Below are 22,073 nucleotides of genomic sequence, written 5' to 3'. Positions count from 1 at the left end.
ATAGCTTTTAATATAATATTTATTCATGGAAAAGTTATCTGAAATTTCATTGGGTAGAAGAGGACTAACGGTAAAATATGGATCCTGGTTCGTAATAATCTTGGTGATGTTTATGTTTTTAATGGGGAAATATGTAATAGAAGTTCCAGAATACACGGATGTGGAGATAGTGGCTAGTAAAAATAAATTATTCTTGATTTCTAATGCTGACCTAGATCAATCTGAGAGAATAGAATTGGAGAATTATCAGGAAATAATAGTACCTCTCAAGAAAATAGCTAGTGAGAAGTATGAAATTACTGGAAGTGAGTTATCAATAAACCTGATTAATGAACTAGAAGACAACCTTGTTACCGATGGAAAAATTTTGATCGGCAAACAAAATTTTTTCCAAAGTATTATTCCGTTTCTTTAATTTTAACAACCTTATCCCCTTATATCAGCTTCCTCATTTATCTATTCATAGATCGCTTCAGTAAGATTCAATAGCATCAAGAAGGATTAAGATAATTATTACGTCTTGAAGTTGGTCTTAATGAAATTTATTATATAGCATTAAAAAATGAATACCTACCGTACCCCCTGGAATGGCTCGATCTATTAATTACAGTCACTCTTAATTCCGACAGAACAGAAATAACTTCTATTGATAGTGAGCAACTAGATTATATCATCGATCGCCTTCCTCAAGAGAACCTACGTCTACAATCACTTATAAAGAGCCAGATTTTCTCCACCAGTATGCAAAAAAAATATAATACGGATAAAGCAATATCACTCCTCGCTAATCGCCCTCCTTAACTGAATTCACTATCCACTATAAATTAACCATATTTGCTTTTCCTTGCTCATACTCTATTTTGTTAAACGTGGTTTTCCCGAATTCGAAATGTGGTTTAATAAGAAATCTATTTATTCCTCCTTCATACATTTATATTACTATTAACTACAATTCAATATCATGAAGAAATTTTTTCTATTATCCGGATTTCTTTTAATAATTTTTTCCTGCAGTAAAGAGGCAATCATAAATCTTGGCAGTTCAAATAATCCAGAAGGATCAACGGCCGAAGATTTGAAGGCTGGTAACCAAATTAGCATCGATACTCTTAATAAAGTCAAGGTTTTAACATTAGCAGAATTGGATAGTCTAATTGCCTTAGATTTTAAAGATTATAAAAAAATTAATAAAGGAGAAGAGTTAAATCTCCTATTTTCTAAAGGAGGCAATTTCAATTCAATAATCGCCAAATCAAGCATAGAATGGGAAGGCCCTTTTTCAGTATATTCACAACAGACAAAAATTCAAGATGATGTTTTATTAGCAATTTCAGGTGCACCTTTATTAGCCACAGGATATTACTATTGTGACGTTTACCTAAATAAAGCAGAGGTGGAATTATCCATTAATTCTGTAGGAAGAGCTGAACCTAAGATATTGTATGTCAATGGAAGTCCGAAAGAGTGGACCGGCTACACTGACCTGCAAAATTTCGAAAAAGGCTTAAATTATTACACGAACGCTAGTTCAACTTCTCAAACCTTAATAATAACCACCTACAGCATACGGGTTATCAATAGTTTAGAGGGAAAATATATCAACAGATATCTTCCAGAACAAATTGGACAAAATTTACCTTTTAATTATTTCTATTTAGAATATTAATTAAAGAACTTATTTTAAAATAAATCGCATTAAAAGGTTTTGAGATGAAATCAAAAAAAATTTTTGTTCCATTTTTTTTTATTCTTCTAGGATCATATTTTCATGTTACTGCTCAAACCCTTAAGCTGAATAATGGCATTACTTTTTCTTCTTTTAGTAATTCTAAGAAATTTGATGTTCTAGAACAAAAAATTAAGAGTTATTCGGTTAATATAGGCTTGGACTATTGGAATAGAAAGCAATTTTACATTTCTAGTGAGGTAGGTTATATTAAAATAGGAGGATATGAAAAGAATCCAAATTTATCTGAAGAGTTATCTGAGATAGAAGAAACGTGGGATTTTATTCATTTCAACAGTACTTTAAGATTAAAATTATTTTCGAATGTAGATCATCATTTATTTATAGGAGCAGGTCCTAAAATGGATTTATTGGTAAGTGATGCAAGCTTTAAGAGTGAAGTCTATTCATCCTATTACGAGATGGAAAAATTTTCCTTCGGTGCTAAAACTGAAATAGGATTAGTAAGAGATTTAGAGAGAATTAGATTAGGGTTGAATGCATCATACTTACTGGATATAGGAAAGAAAGTTAACTCTGGACCAGTTAACCTAAAAAACGAAATTTATCAAATTATGTTTTCTATAGGTTATACTCTTGGAAATTAATTATGCGGAGTTTAAAAATTTTCTGTTTCAAAAATTGGTGTAAAATCAATTAAAAGATATTATATAAGAATCTAATCCTTAAATATTTATAATAATACCACAACTTTCGAGAACCATTTCAATTGTCCTCCATAATAGCAAATAGTACCCCCTTCTCCTTCCGGACCACAAGTTGTCAATGTTTGAGCGGTAGAGGCGAAAGACATTGCTATAACTTGCTTAGATTAAAATAAACAGGGGTTAGACTTTCAAAGGTTCAGCCCCTTTTTGATTAAATAAGGAGGAAGAACTTTAAAATTTGTGCCCCAGTTGCTATTGCATTGAGATTTTTGTTTGGCTTCTCTTGTATCCAAATGAACAGACTTGGTTCCTGGACAACCTGGTTCATTATTGCCTCGTTTATTAAGGCTGAAATTTTTATAGATCAGATGCAATTATGTCTTGAAGTTAGTTTTAATAAAATTACTATATAGCATTGAAAAATGAATACCTACCATACCCCCTAGAATGGCTTGATCTATTAATTACAGTTACACTTAATCCCGACAGAACAGATATAACTTCTATTGATAGTGAGCAGTTAGATTATATCATCGATCGCCTTCCTCAAGAGAACTTACGTCTACAATCACTTATAAAGAGCCAGATTTTCTCCAGCAATAAGCAAAAAGAAATTATACTACTGATAAAGCAATATCACTCCTCACTGATCGTACTCCTTGACCAGGCATTGCAGAATAAAACCACCTCATCAAAAACGGCCAATTTAAAGAATCTTTATAAAGTTCTATTATCAAATATTGACGAACTCCTCTCCTTTATAGAAACACGATTTTGCGATAATCTCAGTCCAGAAGAAAGAGTTCCAAAAACCTATCTTTCTGTTACCCGGAAAGAACTTAAGAAAAAAGTGGATAAACTGAAATCAAACGTCAATGACGATGTTAAGCAAAATCCTGCTTTTAAAATAATATTAAACCGATTATACCATTTTGTCAATACCACCTGTCTTCAGTACCAAGTAACATTTAGAGATGTATTCTATAAAAAAACCCTCTTACGAGGCCTTGAAGATCTTGATTGGAAAAAAGATCAAACTGAAGCTTATTCTCCCCTTGATGAGTTACTGATCTACCTGAACTATAACAGTAAGGCTTATATGAACTTACTTACTGATCGTCTTGCCAGATGCATAAATAGTTATGACAACACTATAGAAAAGATGGATAGGCTGCTTTATTACTACAAAGCATTTAATCAATTACATCGAAAGCCTAATATGATTCTTAATCCCAAATACCATGGTCTGGAAACAATTTTGGGTAATTGGTTTGTTCAGGAGATTCTTTATTTAGAAAAGAAACTGCGCTTATCGGTGGTTCCCTTGCATAGCAAAATGGAAAAACAAAAGTCTAATCCGGCAACTCCAAAGGAAAAACAGAAAGTGCTTTGTATGCTTTCTACAGACCAGATAGGACTTATACTTCGTGCCGCGGATGAATCGCGGATATTGGTGGCAAAATCCATGAGCCAGGTATTTAAAACCATAGTCCCTCATTTATCCACATCTCACAAAAAAGACCTTTCTTATGATGGCATGCGTAGTAAATCTTATGTGGCCGAAGAACGGGATAAACAAATAGCCATTGAAACACTAGAGCGTATCATTAAAAAAATTAGGGAATATTAAAATCATCACATTATGAAAAAACTACTTCTTTTATTCTTTACCGTTATTCTGTTTACAGGATGTTATACTGTCAACAAACCGAATGAGGATACTGTCCTAAAAATTATCACTGAAGAATTACATTACCCTCATACTATTGATTATGAAATCTTTTGTAGTGATCCCGCTCATGCTAAAAAGCTTTTGGATCTAAAGCTTGATACGGCAGGTATGGTTACTATTCAGAAAACACAAAAGATAAATGACCTCGGATCGCCTTTGGTATCTTTTACCAAAGCAGCTCAACCGTATCTGATAAAACCTACGGATGAGGAAAAGAAAATGGACATACAAAAAGTAAAGGTTGCAGAAGAAACTGTAAGCCAAATAGAACTTGGAAATAGCACTGAATCCAATGGTAAAACATCTATCCCGGTGACTTATACAGTAACCTGTACCAATGTTACACCCTTTTCTCTTTTAATGAAACGTGATTTTTCAAAACCGATTGTGCTCTCTGCTACACTACTTTTCTCAGACGGGAAATGGAAATTGATAAAGCAATAAGAATCTTTCAAAGCCATATATACAAAAGAGAACTTTCTGAGGTTCTTTTTTTTTGAAAAAATTTCTTTTCTGAATCATATATTTCATTGAGGTTCCCAGGGTTACAAAGAGGTTCCAACAAAAAGTTGGACTTGTAGCAGCCCTCCTTCATCCGTTTCTTTGTTATCGATATTAGGAATCAACCCGACATTATAATGCCGCGTTGAATTGTAGAACGATAAAATGAGAGGCGTATGTTTACCCAAATTTCATGGACGGACTACCTGTTGGCAGTCTCCATACTACTAATTATTTATTACTTATTTGTTGGGGTACAATATTTTTCCGGTGACTTGAAAGATCTGCTTTCAGGAAAACGAAAACTTCTCCTAAAGCCATCTGGATTTCCGCAACATGGAACCTTACCAAATGAAACTTTAGAAAGTATTCCTGTAACTACTGATAAGGAAGCCAAGGACGAATTTGCAGAAGTAGAAAACCTGATCGAGAAGGTAAAAGCCATGATTGCCGATGCGCTTGGCAAACAACTTGTCAAGGAAGAATTTAGACAGTACCTGCGCCTTGTCCTTAAAGAATTTCCTTCCATAAAAACATCCGCGCTCCGCCCTTCGATCAACGAACTTATTGTATCGGAGTGCGAAAAACAAGGGATTGCTGCCTTCAATGAAGAGGAAGTAGATGAATTGTGGAGTGATAAAAGGTAGCCGTCCCGGCGGAACGTGTTTCCCTTCCCTACCCCGAGCGTAAGGCGATGTGTGACAGAAAAGGATGGGCATGAGGTAGCGAAACCGTTCCGCTTTTATTAAAAGCATTTAATTTTAAACTTTAATACATGTGAGTTATGAAAATGTGCAGCAAGAAAACAAAGTTTAACCGCAAAAAGGTTATCACCATTTGTGCCGCTATGGCATTATTGGCCATTCAATACAGTGCCTATGCACAAGATGGTATTGAGGGGATCAATGAAGCCAACATGAAAGTACGCAGCTATTTTGCCGCAGGCACCAACCTGATGTATGCTGTGGGAGCTATCCTAGGCTTGATCGGGGCGGTCAAAGTGTATCAGAAATGGAACAATGGAGATCAGGACACCGGCAAAGTGGCAGCCGCCTGGTTTGGCAGTTGTATTTTCCTGGTGGTTGTGGCTACCGTAATCCAGTCGTTCTTCGGTATCTAAAATCCCTGAAGTATGCAGACACTATTAAAAGAAAAGTTGTGGGCGTTTATCGTCCACAACAATCCCGAACTGATGTTCAATTTGCAGGAAGACTATTCGGTGACAACATATCTAGATTCAAAAGTAAAGGACATTATACCTTTGGCAGAACAATTACTTTGTGAAAACCAGCCCGGTTATGTTGTGGAAGAATTATGTCTGGAGCAGATGACCGAAGAGCTCAAACCTTCCCGTTACCACTACCTCCTTTCAATACTTGAGGAAGAATTTACTGCCGACTATGAGGGGTTACGGGAAAGTGGCACGCTCACTTATGAAGTCCTCAACCTGATTGCCTATTGCAAGGACATCTTTGACGGATACGGATTTAATACAGAAAATGAAGAAGACAGGCAGCTAAGGTACACTGTCATCGGACAGATACACGAGTATCTCAATTAACTACTGAGAAGAAAAAAGCCAGTCATCAGGAGAAGGTGACGGCTTTTCAGCCATAGAGGAATTGTGAGAATGAAAATGTGTGGATATGGCTTACAATATTTCAGAAAAACTAAAGGACAATATCAAGGCGATCCGAATCGCCCTGAGCCATCAAGACGGAAAAGAACTAAACTCTGATGAAGTCTCGAACCTGAAAAAATTCTCAGGTTTTGGAGGCATCAAGGCCATCCTTTATCCTTATGGCACACCGGGAGATTGGTCAGCTAATGGGGCTACCAAAGAAGACCTGAAACACCATGCAGGTATTATGGAACTTCATGACCTGCTAAAGGAAAATTACAGCCAGATTCAATATCGGAATATCATTTCTTCTTTACGTAATAGTGTCCTGACCGCCTTTTATACCCCACAGGTAGTCCCGGAAACTTTATATATTGTCCTTGCAGCTCAAAACCTGCAACCCAAACGATTGTACGAACCTTCGGCGGGTTCCGGTGTTTTTATCAGTGAAGCTGTAAAGGCTTTTCCTGAATTGAACCAGATCACCGCCGTCGAGAAAGATACTCTTTCCGGGCTGGTACTCTCCGCTATCAATAGTACGCTGCCTGTTCCGGCAGAAATCCATATCACCGGTTTTGAAGAAACTCCGGTCTCCGAAAATTCCAGCTATGACCTTATCGTCAGCAATATCCCGTTCGGCAACTTTTCGGTATATGATGAGGCGTATCTAGATAAGGCACTCTCAGGAAAAATACACAATTACTTTTTTGCCAAAGGCTTGGACAAACTGGCGGATGGCGGTCTCATGGCTTATATTACCACGGATGCTTTCCTAAATAGCCCTTCCAATCAAAAAGCGAGGGAATACCTGTTCGGTAAATCGGATTTTATAAGCCTGTCCGTTATGCCCGACAACCTGATGAGGGATACCGGCAATACCGAAGCTCCCAATCACCTGCTGATTGTTCAAAAGAATGCAACAAAAGAGACCCTGTCCGAAGAAGAAGCATTACTAATGACTACCGTACCATTAGAGAATGAATTCGGAACCTACCATAGCAATAGCTATATTCAACAGCATCGGGATATCATTACGGGCAATACCATCCAACCAGGTAAAAATCAATACGGACAGGCACACGAAACCGTATGGCAGCAAGGCGACCTCAATGACATCCGTGAAAAACTTGGACAGACGATTACCGAAGGTTTTAATACCCGTTTAAATCGGGAACGTTATTTCCAAAGTCAATACCTTCCAAAAGAAAAACAGGAATTTGGTAGCAGTAAGCTCACCTATCTTCCGATGCCTGAGAATAAAGCAGAAACCGTTTCTGTGCAGTTAGGGCTTTTTGATACCGCTCCGGCAGAACAAATCAACCGTGCCATAGCCTATATTAACCCTTTGGATGCAACCGTTGTTCGAAAAGAAAGCGCACGGGTCATCAGTACCATTCGAACTACCGATAATCCTATCCACGAGAGTATGGTGCTCTTGACAGCCAAACAACAAAAATCCAATCGTTACCTGTATAAACTGTATTCCAATGTCAAAGAGATTGATCATTTCTCTGCCAATTGGATGGATGCACGCTTATTGGGGCATGAACTGCAAAACCTGTCCGGGGAGTTACAAGGATTTGGCCATGCATTTACCTACGAAGGCGACCAAACTTTAGAAGGGATATTTCAATTAAACGGGCAGGCAGCACGTACCTATACCGATATACAAGCCTTTCATAAAGAAGGAACACTGATCGTTTATCAGGGACAAGTGGGTACGCTTTCCGAAATTGATAATGATTTTAAAAATGCGGTGTTCCAACCCTTGGGGATGCAAGCCGATAAGCGTTTCTATGAACACTATACCAGCCTTCGGGATAAGTATCTGGAAATCTCCGAAAAAGAAAGTACAGGAACTCCGGTTTCTCAAACCGAGCGGGATGAACTTAACCAAAATTATGACCAGTTCATTTCCCAATACGGGCAGTTAAACAGCCAAGGTAACCGCAGACGCATATTGGAAGATCCCGCTTTCGGTTTGATCATGTTATCCTCTCTGGAACGCAGGGAAGGCGAACATTTTGTCAAATCCGATATATTGACCGGAACTGCTCAGTCATCCGTAAAACGCTTTGTCACCGATGATCCGATTGAAGCCCTGGCGCATAGCCTGAACGATACCGGAAAGGTGGATATTGATTTTATCAGTGCAGCAATGGGATTGGAGAAACCGGAAACCATTGCCCGTTTGGGTGAACATATTTACCTAAACCCGGTAAGCAAAGACTGGGAAACCGCAGATCAGTTCCTGAGCGGTAACGTGGTGGAAAAATTACGACAGGCAAAACAACAAGTAGGTGCTGAAAATGATAACCTGCAAGTACAGCGAAGCCTGACCGCTTTGGAAAAAGTACAACCGCAGCGTATCCCGTTCGAACTATTGGATTTTAATCTGGGCGAACGCTGGATTCCCTTAAGCTATTATGAACGTTTTGCAGCGGAACTTTTCGAACAACATACGGATATCAACTATTTCCCTTCCCTGGATGCCTTTAAGGTCACCACCGGGATGAATACCAAAGTAGCCCGGGAGTTTGCCGTCACCCCGAAAAGCGGACGGACAACTTACGGCTATACCTTGCTGGAACATGCCCTGGAAAATACGACCCCGTTCTTTACCTATGAAGTATCCGTTGGGGATGGCAAAAGCATACGGGTTCCCGATAATGAAGCCATTCAACTGGCGCACCAAAAGATCGACCAGATACGAAATGGCTTTATAGACTGGCTCAAGGAATTGCCGGACACCGATAAAAAGCATATCGAAAACCTGTACAATGATACTTTCAACTGTTATGTACTACGGGAATTTGACGGTAGTCACCTGAACTTTCCCGGACTGGACAAAAAGGCTTTGGGCATTGAAGATTTGTACAGCAGTCAGAAGAATGCCGCATGGAGAATCATCCAGAACAGGGGCGCACTCATCGATCACGAAGTGGGATTGGGAAAAACCCTTACCATGATCGTTTCCGCACAGGAAATGAAACGGCTCGGCATTGTCCAAAAACCGATGATCCTTGCCCTGAAAGCCAATGTCAATCAAATTGCAGAAACCTATCGTAAAGCCTATCCCAATGCAAGAATATTATCCCCGGGGCAAAATGATTTTACACCGGCTAAAAGGCTACGCTTATTCCATGAAATCAAAAACAACAACTGGGATTGTATTATCCTTACCCATGACCAGTTCGGTAAAATACCACAGTCCCCGGAAATGCAGCAACAGATTTTCCAGACAGAATTGGATCATATCCAGCGTGACCTGAATACCGTTAGGGAGTTGGGCGGGGCGATTTCCAAAAAGATGCTCAAAGGACTGGAAATACGAAAAAACAATCTGGAAGGAAAATTAAAAACGGTACTCAAGGATATTGAAGAAAAGAAGGATACCGGCATCAACTTTAAAGAAATGGGTATTGACCATTTGTTTGTGGACGAATCCCATAAATTCAAAAACCTGACCTTTACCACCCGTCATAACCGTGTGGCCGGACTGGGCAATATGGCGGGGAGCCAAAAGGCACTTAACATGCTTTTTGCCGTGCGCACCTTGCAGGAGCGTTTCAATTCCGATCTCTGTGTGACCTTCTTATCAGGTACACCGATTTCCAACAGCCTGACGGAAATGTACCTGCTATTCAAATACCTGCGACCTAAAGAAATGGAACGTCAGCGTATTGAGAATTTTGACGGCTGGGCTGCGGTATTTGCCCGTAAAACCACGGACTTTGAGTTTAGTGTCACCAATGAGATCATTGCCAAAGAACGCTTCCGTCATTTTATCAAAGTCCCTGAACTGGCTTTGTTCTATAACGAGATTACCGATTACAAAACCGCCAGGCACATCAAACTGGATAAACCGGAACTCAGTGAAACCCTGGTCAATATCCCTCCTACACCGCAGCAATCGGTGTTTATTAAAAACCTGATGCAATTCGCCAAGACCGGCAATGGAGAACTGATCGGGCGTGGCAGGCTGACCCCTGAAGAAGATAAAGGGCGTATGCTTATAGCAACCAATTACGCCAAGAAAATGGCAGCCGATATGCGATTGGTAGATGATTGGAAATACGGAGACCATCCGGACAACAAAGTGAACACCGCAGCAAGAAAGATCGCTGAAATTTATCACCACACCCAACCTCATAAAGGGACGCAGATTATCTTTTCAGATATCGGGACACCCAAACCGGATCGGTTTAATATTTATGATACCCTGAAGGAAAAACTGGTGAAGGATTTTCATATCCCTGTCTCGGAAGTCACTTTTATCCACGACTGGACGGATCGCAAGAAACCGGAACTCTTCCGTAAAATGAACCGGGGTGAAATCCGCATCCTGCTCGGAAGTACGGAAAAAGCGGGAACCGGTTTGAATGTACAGGAACGTGTGGTAGCGATGCACCACCTGGATATTCCCTGGAAACCTTCGGAACTGGAACAGCGCAATGGCCGTGGGGCGAGACAGGGTAACCGTATTGCCAAAGAACATTACGGCAATCAGGTACAGAATTTTGTCTATGCCGTGGAGCAATCGCTGGACAATTACAAATTCAACCTGCTTAAAAACAAACAGACCTTCATTTCCCAAATGAAAAACAATGAACTCAATGTCCGAACCATTGATGAAGGGGCTGTAGATGAAAAAAGTGGTATGAACTTCTCCGAATACATTGCCATCCTTTCCGGGGACACCTCCCTTTTGGAAAAAAGCAAACTGGAAAAGAAAGTGGCGGTGATGGAAAGTCTGAAACATTCCCACTTTAGAGAACTCACTCGTCATAAATACCAGTTGGAAAAACTGCAAAACGACCATACTTCCACTGAAAAAACACTTGGAAAGCTTTCTGCCGATGCAGCCGTGTATAAAGACTGTCTCCAGATGACCAAAGAAGGTAAGAAAGCCAACCCCATTCAATTGGACGGAATAGCTGGTCGGGACAGTGAAGCTATAGGCAAGCATATTATAGAGCTGTTTCAAAACTGGAAGCCAAAAGCCGGACAACACGAAGAAAAAATTGGCAACCTGTACGGTTTTCAGTTATACATCCGCAGACAACAGGAAGCCTACGAAGAAAACGGATTATTTGAATACCGGTATTCCAATAGCTTCTATGCACAAAGGGAAAGTGAGGGGATTAAATATACCTACAATAACGGTTTACCCAATACGGATAATCCGAAGCTGGCAGCACGGCATTTTTTAAATGCCATTGACCGGGTGGAGCATCTCAAAGAGCGGTATGAGCGGAACCTTTCCGATCTGAAGACAGAACTTCCCAAGATTGAAAAACTCACCACCAAACCTTTTACCAAGGAGCACGAGCTACGGGAACTGAAAACAGAACTCGCTAATCTGGAACGGCAGATCGCCATTAAGATTCAGGAAAACCAGTTAAAGCAACACCAACCCAATGAACCGGATGAAGAACAAACCCCGGTTATCAAACTCGGGGAACATCAAACCAACGGTCATGCCGTGAAAGAAACCGTGGTAGCTGCTTCGGCATCGGAGCGTCCCCGTAGCAGGATGCGATTGTAACATTAAAAAAAGAAACGTATGGGAAATAGTGTATATCAGGTTAATAAAGGAATTAACCGCAGTATCGAATTTAAGGGATTAAAAGCCCAATATATCTGGTATTTGGGTGGCGGTGTGGTAGGATTGCTCATCGTATTTGCCATCATGTATATCATCGGGCTACCCACACTGGTATGTATCGGTGTTATTCTCGGCTCTGGAACCCTGCTGGTGATGAAGATCTATCGGATGAGCCATCAATACGGGGAACACGGACTCATGAAAACCCTGGCACGAAAGCAGGTTCCCAAAGCAATTCGCTCCAGAAGCCGCAGGGCTTTTTTAAAACGATAAAAAAATTAAGTAACAACTCGGTAAATACTATAAGAATGGAAAAAATGTTGGAGGATCTATTACCGATTATGGATGTGGAACACGACTGCATCCTAAGTAAACAAGGCGATGTCACCGTAGTGTTTAAAGCAGACCTGCCGGAGATATTTACCCTTTCCGATCAGGAATATGAAGCTTTTCATCAGGCCTGGGTAAAAGCCATTAAGGTATTGCCCAAATTTGGTGTACTGCATAAACAAGACTGGTTTTTACAAACCCGGCATCAGCCTGATTTTACCAAAGCGGATACCAGTTTTTTAAGCCGGGCAAGTGAGCGGTTTTTTAATGAACGCCCCTTTCTGGATCATAGCTGTTATATCCTGCTGACCAAAAAACCGGTTCACCGGAAAGCGGCCACTTCTGCCTATTCCAGTCTGCTGCGTAAGAGCATCGTACCGGAAGAAACACTGAAACCCTCCTTGTTACAGGATTTTCTGGACAGTATCGGTCAGTTTCAACGCATCATGGAAGATAGTGGTTTTGTAAAGCTGACCCGGTTACGGGAGAAGGAACTTTGGAGCGGCAAACGGACAATGGGTATCATTGAAAAGTACTGCTACCTTTCCGCGCGCAATGACCAGTATCTCTTGGGAGACATCAATTTCCAGGAAGGTTTACAGGTAGGTTCAAAGCATTGCCAACTTTACACCTTGGGGGATGCTGCCGACCTTCCGGCACTTTGCGGTAGCCGGATCAATTACGACAAGTACAGTACGGACAAAACCAAATTTAGTATTGGCTTTGCCTCTACGCTGGGGCAACTACTGCCCTGTAACCATATTTACAATCAGTACCTGTTTATCCAGGATGCCCAGAAGACTATTGCAAAATTGGAATCCAAAAGGCTACGATTGCAATCCTTGTCTGCTTACAGCCGGGAAAATATGATTGCCCGTGATGCGACCAATGATTTTTTAAATGAAGCCATCAGTCAGCAACGCCTTCCGGTAAAAGCTCATTTTAATGTACTGGTATGGACGGAAGATAAGGAAGAACTCAAAGACCTGAAAAACAAAGTCTCCTCCGCACTGGCGCAGATGGATGCGGTAGCCAAACCAGAAACCATCGGAGCTCCCCAGATTTTCTGGGCGGGTATTCCCGGCAATGCCGCTGACTTTCCGATGAATGACACCTTCGACACCTTTGCCGAGCAGGCAACTTGTTTTCTGAACCTGGAAACGGGTTACCGTACTTCCTTAAGTCCTGTAGGTATTCGTCTGGGAGATCGCATGACGGGCAAACCCGTGCACGTGGACATTAGTGATGAACCTATGAACATGGGGATTTGTACCAACCGCAACAAGTTCATATTAGGCCCCTCCGGGAGCGGAAAATCCTTTTTTACCAATCATATGGTACGCAGCTATTACGAGCAGGGAACCCATATTGTACTGGTAGATGTGGGACATAGCTATAAAGGCCTGTGTGATATGGTCAACGGCTACTACTTCACCTACAGTGAAGAAAACCCGATCCGTTTCAACCCCTTCTTTATTGGGGAGAGTGACAACCTGGACACAGAAAAGAAAGAAAGTATTAAAACACTGTTGCTCGCCCTTTGGAAAAAGGATGATGAAGCCTTTAAACGCAGTGAGTATGTTGCACTTTCCAATGCCATTACCGGGTATTACCAGCACCTTGAAAAGAATCCATCGGTCTTCCCTTGTTTCAATAGTTTTTATGAATTCCTGAGGGATAATTATGTAGCGGTACTTCAACAGGATCGGGTAAAAGACCGGGATTTTGATATGGATAATTTCCTGTATGTACTCCGCCCGTATTACAAGGGTGGGGAATTCGATTACCTGCTCAATGCCACTGAAAACCTGAACCTTTTACAGGAGCGCTTTATTGTATTTGAGCTGGACAATATCAAAGACCATCCCATCCTCTTCCCGGTAGTGACCATCATTATCATGGAAGTCTTCATCAACAAGATGCGCAAAATGAAAGGCATCCGAAAGATGATCTTAATTGAAGAAGCCTGGAAAGCTCTGATGAAAGAAGGCTTTGCGGAATACATCAAATACCTCTTTAAAACGGTACGGAAATTCTTTGGCGAGGCTATCGTGGTGACCCAGGAAGTAGAAGATATTATTTCTTCTCCGGTGGTCAAGCAGGCAATCATCAATAACAGCGATTGTAAAATACTGCTCGACCAGAGCAAGTATCAGAACAAATTTGACCAAATACAGGAACTTTTAGGATTGACAGAAAAAGAAAAAGCCCTCGTGTTATCGGTCAATAAAGTCAACGACCCCACCCGAAAATACAAAGAGGTCTTTATCAGCCTCGGCGGAATGCTCAGTAAAGTGTACCGCACCGAAGTTAGCGTGGAAGAATACCTGGCGTACACCACCGAGCAAACCGAAAAGGTGAAACTGATGGAATATGCGGCAAAATTTGGCGGGGACATCCGCAAGGGCATTGCCGCAATGGCGGAAGATCTAAAACTTAAATAATGATGAACCATGAAAAAATATGCAAGAATGTTACTGCTTGCCCTTTGTATCTCCTTTACGGTACTACCGGCACAACAGGCGAATGCCACCCCGATAGCCATTCTAGAAATCATCAAGGCAGGCATCAAAAAGGTAATCAAAGCCGTGGATTTAAAAATCCAGCGCTTACAGAATAAGACCATCTGGTTACAGAATGCCCAGAAGACCTTGGAAAACACACTTTCCAAACTCAAACTGGATGAAATTTCCGAGTGGACGGAAAAACAAAAAGAGCAATACCGGGAGTATTATGAAGAGCTGGCTAAGGTAAAGGCGATTATTTCCTATTACCAGCGCATCCGGGATATTACCCAAAAACAGGTTCGGCTGATCAATGAATACCAACATGCCTGGCATCTTATTCAGCAGGATGACCACTTTACCTCGGATGAGATTGAATATATGTCCCGGGTGTACTCCGGTATCCTGGAAGAGAGCCTGAACAACATCGACCAAATTACCCTGATTGTCCAATCCTTTACTACAACGATGAGCGATGCTAAACGTCTGGAGATCATCAACAATGCTGCCGATCAGGTCGATGCCAACTATGATGACCTGATGCGCTTTAATCAGCAGAATGTATTGCTGAGCCTTTCCCGGGCAAAGACCTCCATTGAAGTGCAAACCGTGAAAAAATTATATGGACTTCCCCAATAACACGAACTATGAGAAAGATAATTCTAATAGGACTCATGCTGTTTCTGGCAGCCGGAACTGTTCAGGCACAGACCTTTTCGGAGTGGTTCCGCCAGAAAAAAACACAGCAAAAATACCTGCTTCAGCAGATTGCCGCTTTACAGGTATATATCGGATATGCTCAAAAAGGCTACCGTATTGCCAAAGAAGGTCTGACGACCATCGGCGGGTTTACCAAAGGGGAATTTGACCTGCACAGTGATTTTATAAACTCTTTAAGTACGATCAACCCTGAAATCAGACACTATGCAAAGGTCGCAGACATCATCTCCCTTCAAATACGCATTGTTCAGGATTACGGGCAGACCTACGGACAACTTGGCAATAGCGATGCTTTTACCGAAGCAGAACTCAGCTATATCGGGCGGGTTTTTACCCGGCTATTGGAGGATTGTGAACAGGCACTGGATGAACTTATGGCGGTAACAACGGATGCCGAGTTGCAAATGGAAGATAATGAGCGTATGAAGCATATCGACAAGCTCTACTTGCGGATGCAGGACAATTACACCTTCGCACAAAGTTTCGGCAATGAAGCCAGGGTGATGGCAGCCGTTCGGATCAGGAAATACCATGAAGTACAATACGGCCAAACACTCAGGAACCTTCAAAACGAAAACCCATGAAAAAGACCAAAATGCTTGTAGGACTTGTGGTTTGCGGGCTCTTCTGCTCTTTCAGGGCATCAGCGCAATCCGCAGAGATACAACAACTCTTGCTCAATGTAGAAAAACTGACCCAGTTCAAACAGATATTGAGCGATATGAAAAAGGGCTATCAGATACTGGAAGGGGGTTACAATACCATAAGGGATATATCGGAAGGGAACTTTAGCCTGCACAAAGCTTTTTTGGATGGGCTGATGGAAGTAAGTCCTACTGTTCACAATTACAAACGTGTGGGCGATATTGTAAACTACCAGATAATACTGGTCAGGGAATACCGGGATGCGTATGACCGGTTTCAAAGTGACGGGAATTTCAATCCGCAGGAACTGGCGTATCTCGGACGGGTATATGATAACCTCTTTGATGAAAGCCTGCGCAACCTTGATGAATTACTGGTCATTATCACAGCAGGTAAAGCCCGTATGAGTGATGATGAGCGTTTACAGGCCATCGACCGGATCTATGCCGATATGCAGGATAAACTAATGTTCCTCAGACACTTTAACAATAATACGATCATTCTTGCGGTACAAAGGGCAAAAGAAAGAAATGATGCCCGCACCATTCGCAATATTTATGGGATAAACAACTAAAAATCAATTGTATGGCAACGTATAGAAAAACCGCCTGGCTGGCGGTTATAGGATTCCTATTGCCTTTTACGGGCAGTGCACAGGGAATTGGCGGTGAGATAAGCGGCTTACATAGCGTATTGGAAGGGCTCTATGATGAAATGATGCCACTATGCAGTCAGCTTATTGGCATTGGACAGGCACTGGCGGGATTTGCCGCCATGTGGTATATCGCCTCCAGGGTCTGGGGACATTTGTCAAGAGCGGAGCCTATCGACTTTTATCCGCTTTTCCGTCCGTTTGTGATTGGCTTTTGTATACTGATGTTCCCTTCTGTTTTAGGATTGATCAATGGGGTCATGAAACCAACGGTGACCGCTACCGCTTCGATGGTGGAAGGCTCCGACAGGGCGATTGCGGTGCTTTTGGAAAAGAAGGAAGAAGCCATCAAAAAAACGGATGTTTGGCAGATGTATGTGGGCGAAAGCGGTGATGGCGATCGGGACAGATGGTACAAATATACACATGATAATGCCAACTCTTCCGATGAGGGCCTTTTTGACAGTATTGGCAATGATATCAAGTTTGCTATGTCCAAGGCCTCCTACAATTTCCGCAATTCAGTCAAGGAATGGATGAGTGAAGTACTGCGGGTACTCTTTGAAGCTGCAGCCTTATGTATCGATACGCTACGCACCTTTCAATTGGTGGTACTCGCTATTTTGGGTCCACTAGTGTTTGGTATAGCTGTTTTTGACGGGTTTCAGCATACGCTTACGGTATGGATCGCCCGCTACATCAATATTTTTCTCTGGCTCCCAGTTGCCAATATTTTCGGAAGCATCATTGGGAAAATCCAGGAGAAAATGCTGGAAATGGACATTACCCAGGTGCAGGATTACGGGGATACTTTTTTCAGCCGGACGGATATGGCCTACCTGGTATTTATGATCATCGGTATTGTGGGATACTTTACCGTGCCTTCGGTAGCGAATTACATCGTCCATGCGGGAGGTGGCGGTGCTTTGGGACAGAAAGTCACCAGTATCTTCAGCAGTTCCTCCCGGGCGGTTGTGGGGGCAGCTACAGGCGGAGCCACTATGGCAGCGGATGCAATGGGCAATGCTGCCAGCCGTATTTCCCAAAGTATGGCCAGCAATGGGACTACCAACCCTTATTTCAGAGACGGTCATTCGAATGGTGGTGGCTCAGGCTATATGAATGACAAACTCAAAGGCAATTCTTAACAGCAAAAAAAGAAAAATTCATGTTTAAAAAAATGAAAAATATCGATACGGCTTTTCGGCATATCCGGGGATTTACCATGCTCATTATTGCTGGCTCAGTGCTATTATCCTGCTTTGCGCTTTATAAGAGTTTCAGTCTGGTATCCCAGATGCAGGACAGGATTTACATTCTTGCCAATGGCAAGGCACTGGAAGCCTATTCCGCCGGGCGTAAGGACAATATCCCTGTGGAAGCGCGGGATCATGTGAAAGCCTTCCACCAATTATTCTTTACCCTTGACCCGGATGATAAAGCAATTGAAACGAATATCACTAAAGCCCTATATCTGGCTGATGGCAGTGCCAAACGGATTTATGACGACCTGAAGGAGAACGGATATTATGCAGATCTTATTTCCGGAAATGTTAACCAGACCATCCATGTGGATAGCGTGGCGGTTGACATCAATGAAAACCCCTATAAATTTCGATGCTATGCTACCCAGCGTATCGTCCGTCCCACCAGTATCACTACTCGAAGCCTGATTACCGAAGGAGGGTTGCGTAATGTATCCCGCAGTGATAATAACCCCCATGGTTTTCTGATAGAACGCTGGACAACCATCGCCAATAAGGATCTGAAAACGACCGCCAGGAGGTATTAAGTCCATAATGGACATTTATTCAAAATCTATACAAACAAAGTCAATGGAGGGCTTATAAAATTTCATACAAATGAAACAAAACGTAAAAAAGAAAAAAGAGGCTCCTAAAAACGGACTGTTAATGTTAGGATTAATTGCCTTGTACAAATGGCTGCAAAAAGCATGGGCACAATGGATGTCGAATAAGACCAAGAGCATTTCAAAGCGGTCAGTAACCATCTCACTGTTCGTTTTTGTAAGCCTTACAAGCAGTTACTGTATCTATCTCGGGGTACACGCCATCACGGGAAAAAATAAGGGCAGTGCCTTTACTGTAATCCCGATCCAACGTCCCGAGCATCTTACGGAATCCGAAGCTATAGCATCACCGCTCCCACCGGTATCCAAACGGGATTACAGCCGCATCCAAAAGTTCCGGTTGTATATGGATAGCCTTGCCCGAAGTCCAACGGGCAGAAATATCTATGACAGTATCATAGCAACTCGTCCGGGACTGATGGATTCGGTTCACTATATCGAAAAACAATATCAAACCATTAAAAATCAATGACCATGGAAAAACAGGTAATAACACTAAAAATGAAAAGACAGCGTAAGTTCCTATTGGTATTGCCGCTGCTCGTACTTCCTTTTACGACCCTCATCTTTTTGATATTGGGAGGTGGCCAGGTACAGGAACTACAGGCTCAGGAAACTCCACAGAACGGGTTTAACCTTCACCTGCCGGAAGCAAAACTGACCGATGATAAGCAAATGGATAAAATGAGCTACTACAATCGGGCGGAACAGGATTCGGCAAAATTCAGGGAACTCCGTAAAAATGATCCGAATTATAAAAACAGTGTGATTTCCGATACGGAGAATGCATTACCCCAACCCGAAGTAAAACCGGGTCAACTATCTTCTGGTGGACTGAAAACTTCCTTGTACGGAAGCGGTCAGGGCAACGATCCGAATACGGATAAAATTTATAAAAAGCTGGAAGCCTTAAACAGGGAATTGAATAAGCCGGTGGAACGAACCCAGCTTCCTGAAGATTCCCCGAAACAGGAAACAAAAACCAATTATGGAAATACCTCCGTAAGTTCTAGTGACGTGGACAGGCTGGAAGAAATGATGCATACGATGACCCAGCCGGAAGCACCTGACCCGGAACTGGAACAACTCAACAGTATGCTGGAAAAGATTCTGGATGTACAACATCCGGAGCGGGTTCAGGAGAAAATAAAACAACTATCGGAGGCTCGCAGGGAACAATTGTATGAAGTATCCACTGCACAGAAAGATGATAGTATTTCCCTGTTGGATACCGGACATTTTGTTACTCCTACGGCAAACGGATTTTATTCCCTGAACAATGACCAAATTGCTGAACAACCGGAAAATGCCATAAAGGCAGTTATTCACGAATCACAGACCGTAGTGAACGGGTCTACCGTGAAGCTTCGCCTGGTCAATGATGTATTCATTAATGGGGTGCATATTCCCAAAGACAGCTTTGTGTTTGGGGTAGCTTCCCTTAGCGGAGAAAGGCTGCATATCAAAATAAATAGCATTAGAAGCGGTAATTCCCTCTTCCCGGTAGAACTCTCCGTGTATGATATGGATGGACTGGACGGAATATACATTCCCGGCGCCATTACCCGGGATGTCGCCAAACAATCGGCTGACCGCTCTATGCAAAATATTGGACTAACCTCCCTTGATCCTTCCTGGCAGGCACAGGCCGCAGGGGCAGGAATAGAAACGGCTAAATCACTGTTCAGTAAAAAAGTAAAACTGATAAAAGTAACCCTAAAAGCGGGTTATCAGGTATTGCTCCGTGATGAGAAACAAAAACAGATCAATAATTAATAACCATTTAAAATTCCATAAAGATGAAAAAGATAAATGCATGTATGGTGATGGGATTTTTCCTATTCCTTTTCGGATTGAATGTAAACGCTCAAAGCAGCCCTAAGCTTGAGCCCAAATCCATCGCTCCCTATCCTTTGGAGATTACCTATTTCAAAACAACCAATGTTATATTTCCAAGTGCCATTGTAGGTGTGGACAGGGGCAGTAAAGATGTATTGGCACAAAAAGCCAAAGGAGCTGCCAATATTCTACAGCTCAAAGCGGCAAGGGACAGTTTCCCGGAGACCAACCTAACGGTAATTACAGCAGACGGAAAATTAAATTCTTTTGTGATTAACTACACGCCCAAACCGTCCATGTTAAATATTTCCATAAAGGAAAGGGATAACAAAAACAGTATTTTCCTTTCACCCGAATTGGTTAACGAGGCTGAAGTCACTACCTATGCTACTCGCGCCCTGTATTCCAAATACAAGGGGCGTAAGGTAAAGCACCGCAAATATGGTATCCACTTCGGATTGAACGGGATATTCATTCGGGACAACCTGATGTACCTGCGGTTAACGATTACCAACACCTCCAATATCAGCTATGATATTGACCAATTACGCTTTTTTATCCGTGACCAGAAAAAAGCGAAAAGGACAGCTTCACAGGAAATCGAGATCACACCGGTACACATTCAAAATGAGGCAACAAAAATTGCCGGTCAGTCTTCACAGAGTTTGGTGGTTGCCGTTCTAAAATTCACCATTCCCGATAAAAAATATCTTGCCATTCAATTATTCGAAGCAAACGGGGGTAGGCATATCGAGCTGAGTGTAAAAAACAATACGATTACTAAAGCATCTGTACTTCCAAAATTAGAATCCAATGTAAAGTACAGTCATTAATAACTCTTAAATTAATATATTATGAACCAGAAGAATTTTGAATACCTGAAAGACCAGATAAAATATACTGGCTTTGGCGAAGGACTCGGAGAAGTCCTAAAGCAAAAGATAGCACAGGGAGAGCCTGAATTCAAGATACCGCACCAAACACAATTTGGTAACGACAAGGTAGATTCCACACTACATTTTAGCAAGTCCAAAAAAACGGATATGTATTTCTTTAACTCGTACCAGGTAAGTGTGCAGAAAGAAAATAAACCTGATGAAGCGATGAAACAAACCTTCTTTATCAACAAAGGGAATAATATTACCCTTAAAGAAGCCTATAATTTAATGGAAGGGCGGTCGGTCAATAAGGATCTGACTAACAAAGAGGGGCAATTATATAACGCCTGGTTAAAGATGGATTTTAAGCAAAGTGATGACAAGGGGAACTTTAAAATGCAGCAATACCATCAGAACTATGGTTATGATCTCGAAACTATACTGGGTAAGCATCCCATTAAAGAACTGGGGAATGAAGAATATAAATCCAATCTGATCGATTCCCTGAAAAAAGGAAATCTCCAATCTGCTACATTTAAGCGGGAAAATTCAGAGCAGAAACAATTTATTGAGGCCAATCCCCGCTTCAAGACCCTCAATATCTATGATGTCAATATGCAACGGGTAGATAATCGCCAGTCCAGGACGGAAAAACAATCGGAAGGACAGAGTCGCTCTACTAAACAGGAGCATAAAAACCAGCAGCAACCGATTGCCGATGAGGCTCCGGACATACCGAAGGCTAAGAAGAAAAGAAAGAGACCCACCATAACCTAAAC

20 protein-coding genes are annotated in these 22,073 nt (G+C 41.8%); all 20 read left to right on the top strand.

Annotation, left to right across the window (positions count from 1 at the left end; translation table 11 throughout):
* The first annotated feature begins 25 nt into the window (after window positions 1–25).
* The 20 genes from RM553_RS01925 (at window position 26) to RM553_RS01830 (ending at window position 22,071) form a co-directional block, all read left to right on the top strand.
* On the top strand, window positions 26–415 hold the full coding sequence (locus tag RM553_RS01925; protein WP_311533287.1) for a hypothetical protein: 390 nt from the start codon (window positions 26–28) through the stop codon (window positions 413–415).
* Window positions 416–961: 546 nt separating this feature from the next.
* The gene (locus RM553_RS01920; protein ID WP_311533286.1) at window positions 962–1,666 is read left to right on the top strand and encodes a hypothetical protein; all 705 of its coding nucleotides are present in this window, start codon (window positions 962–964) and stop codon (window positions 1,664–1,666) included.
* Window positions 1,667–1,710: 44 nt separating this feature from the next.
* The gene (locus RM553_RS01915; RefSeq protein WP_311533285.1) at window positions 1,711–2,334 is read left to right on the top strand and encodes an outer membrane beta-barrel protein; all 624 of its coding nucleotides are present in this window, start codon (window positions 1,711–1,713) and stop codon (window positions 2,332–2,334) included.
* 475 nt (window positions 2,335–2,809) lie between these two features.
* Window positions 2,810–4,024 (top strand): hypothetical protein, encoded by a 1,215-nt coding sequence (locus RM553_RS01910; RefSeq protein ID WP_311533284.1) that lies wholly within the window; start codon window positions 2,810–2,812, stop codon window positions 4,022–4,024.
* 12 nt (window positions 4,025–4,036) lie between these two features.
* Window positions 4,037–4,570, top strand: coding sequence for a hypothetical protein (locus RM553_RS01905; RefSeq protein WP_311533283.1), 534 nt, complete (start codon window positions 4,037–4,039; stop codon window positions 4,568–4,570).
* A 233-nt stretch (window positions 4,571–4,803) separates the two neighbouring features.
* Window positions 4,804–5,274 carry a hypothetical protein gene (locus tag RM553_RS01900; RefSeq protein WP_311533282.1) on the top strand — a complete coding sequence of 157 codons (471 nt, stop codon included), beginning with the start codon at window positions 4,804–4,806 and terminating at the stop codon, window positions 5,272–5,274.
* Window positions 5,275–5,411: 137 nt separating this feature from the next.
* Window positions 5,412–5,747 carry a DUF4134 domain-containing protein gene (locus RM553_RS01895; RefSeq protein WP_432271441.1) on the top strand — a complete coding sequence of 112 codons (336 nt, stop codon included), beginning with the start codon at window positions 5,412–5,414 and terminating at the stop codon, window positions 5,745–5,747.
* Window positions 5,748–5,759: 12 nt separating this feature from the next.
* Window positions 5,760–6,188 (top strand): DUF1896 family protein, encoded by a 429-nt coding sequence (locus tag RM553_RS01890; protein ID WP_311533281.1) that lies wholly within the window; start codon window positions 5,760–5,762, stop codon window positions 6,186–6,188.
* 85 nt (window positions 6,189–6,273) lie between these two features.
* Complete coding sequence (locus RM553_RS01885) at window positions 6,274–11,796, top strand: helicase-related protein (protein ID WP_311533280.1); 5,523 nt, start codon at window positions 6,274–6,276, stop codon at window positions 11,794–11,796.
* Between the two features lie 18 nt (window positions 11,797–11,814).
* The gene (locus RM553_RS01880; protein WP_084839762.1) at window positions 11,815–12,129 is read left to right on the top strand and encodes a DUF4133 domain-containing protein; all 315 of its coding nucleotides are present in this window, start codon (window positions 11,815–11,817) and stop codon (window positions 12,127–12,129) included.
* Between the two features lie 35 nt (window positions 12,130–12,164).
* Entirely contained in the window at window positions 12,165–14,630 is a 2,466-nt protein-coding gene (locus RM553_RS01875; RefSeq protein WP_311533279.1) for a TraG family conjugative transposon ATPase, read from the top strand.
* A 9-nt stretch (window positions 14,631–14,639) separates the two neighbouring features.
* Window positions 14,640–15,329, top strand: a complete 690-nt coding sequence (locus tag RM553_RS01870) for a conjugal transfer protein TraI (protein WP_311533278.1) — start codon at window positions 14,640–14,642, stop codon at window positions 15,327–15,329.
* An 8-nt stretch (window positions 15,330–15,337) separates the two neighbouring features.
* Window positions 15,338–15,994, top strand: a complete 657-nt coding sequence (locus tag RM553_RS01865) for a hypothetical protein (protein WP_311533277.1) — start codon at window positions 15,338–15,340, stop codon at window positions 15,992–15,994.
* Window positions 15,991–16,629, top strand: a complete 639-nt coding sequence (locus RM553_RS01860; RefSeq protein ID WP_311533276.1) for a tellurite resistance TerB family protein — start codon at window positions 15,991–15,993, stop codon at window positions 16,627–16,629. The genes RM553_RS01865 and RM553_RS01860 overlap by 4 nt, the downstream gene beginning before the upstream one ends.
* A gap of 11 nt (window positions 16,630–16,640) precedes the next feature.
* Window positions 16,641–17,855 (top strand): conjugative transposon protein TraJ, encoded by a 1,215-nt coding sequence (gene traJ, locus RM553_RS01855; protein WP_311533275.1) that lies wholly within the window; start codon window positions 16,641–16,643, stop codon window positions 17,853–17,855.
* A 20-nt stretch (window positions 17,856–17,875) separates the two neighbouring features.
* Window positions 17,876–18,499 (top strand): conjugative transposon protein TraK, encoded by a 624-nt coding sequence (traK, locus tag RM553_RS01850; protein WP_311533274.1) that lies wholly within the window; start codon window positions 17,876–17,878, stop codon window positions 18,497–18,499.
* A 70-nt stretch (window positions 18,500–18,569) separates the two neighbouring features.
* The gene (locus RM553_RS01845; protein WP_311533273.1) at window positions 18,570–19,049 is read left to right on the top strand and encodes a hypothetical protein; all 480 of its coding nucleotides are present in this window, start codon (window positions 18,570–18,572) and stop codon (window positions 19,047–19,049) included.
* Window positions 19,050–19,051: 2 nt separating this feature from the next.
* Window positions 19,052–20,353 (top strand): conjugative transposon protein TraM, encoded by a 1,302-nt coding sequence (gene traM, locus RM553_RS01840; protein ID WP_311533272.1) that lies wholly within the window; start codon window positions 19,052–19,054, stop codon window positions 20,351–20,353.
* A 23-nt stretch (window positions 20,354–20,376) separates the two neighbouring features.
* The gene (gene traN, locus RM553_RS01835) at window positions 20,377–21,249 is read left to right on the top strand and encodes a conjugative transposon protein TraN (protein ID WP_311533271.1); all 873 of its coding nucleotides are present in this window, start codon (window positions 20,377–20,379) and stop codon (window positions 21,247–21,249) included.
* Between the two features lie 21 nt (window positions 21,250–21,270).
* Window positions 21,271–22,071 (top strand): hypothetical protein, encoded by an 801-nt coding sequence (locus tag RM553_RS01830; RefSeq protein WP_311533270.1) that lies wholly within the window; start codon window positions 21,271–21,273, stop codon window positions 22,069–22,071.
* Window positions 22,072–22,073 lie beyond the last annotated feature (2 nt).

It is taken from the genome of Autumnicola tepida, from assembly GCF_031846485.1.
Lineage (GTDB): Bacteria > Bacteroidota > Bacteroidia > Flavobacteriales > Flavobacteriaceae > Autumnicola > Autumnicola tepida.
The sequence above is the reverse complement of the archived record's forward strand: the minus strand, read 5'-3'. Positions and strand labels throughout refer to the sequence as shown.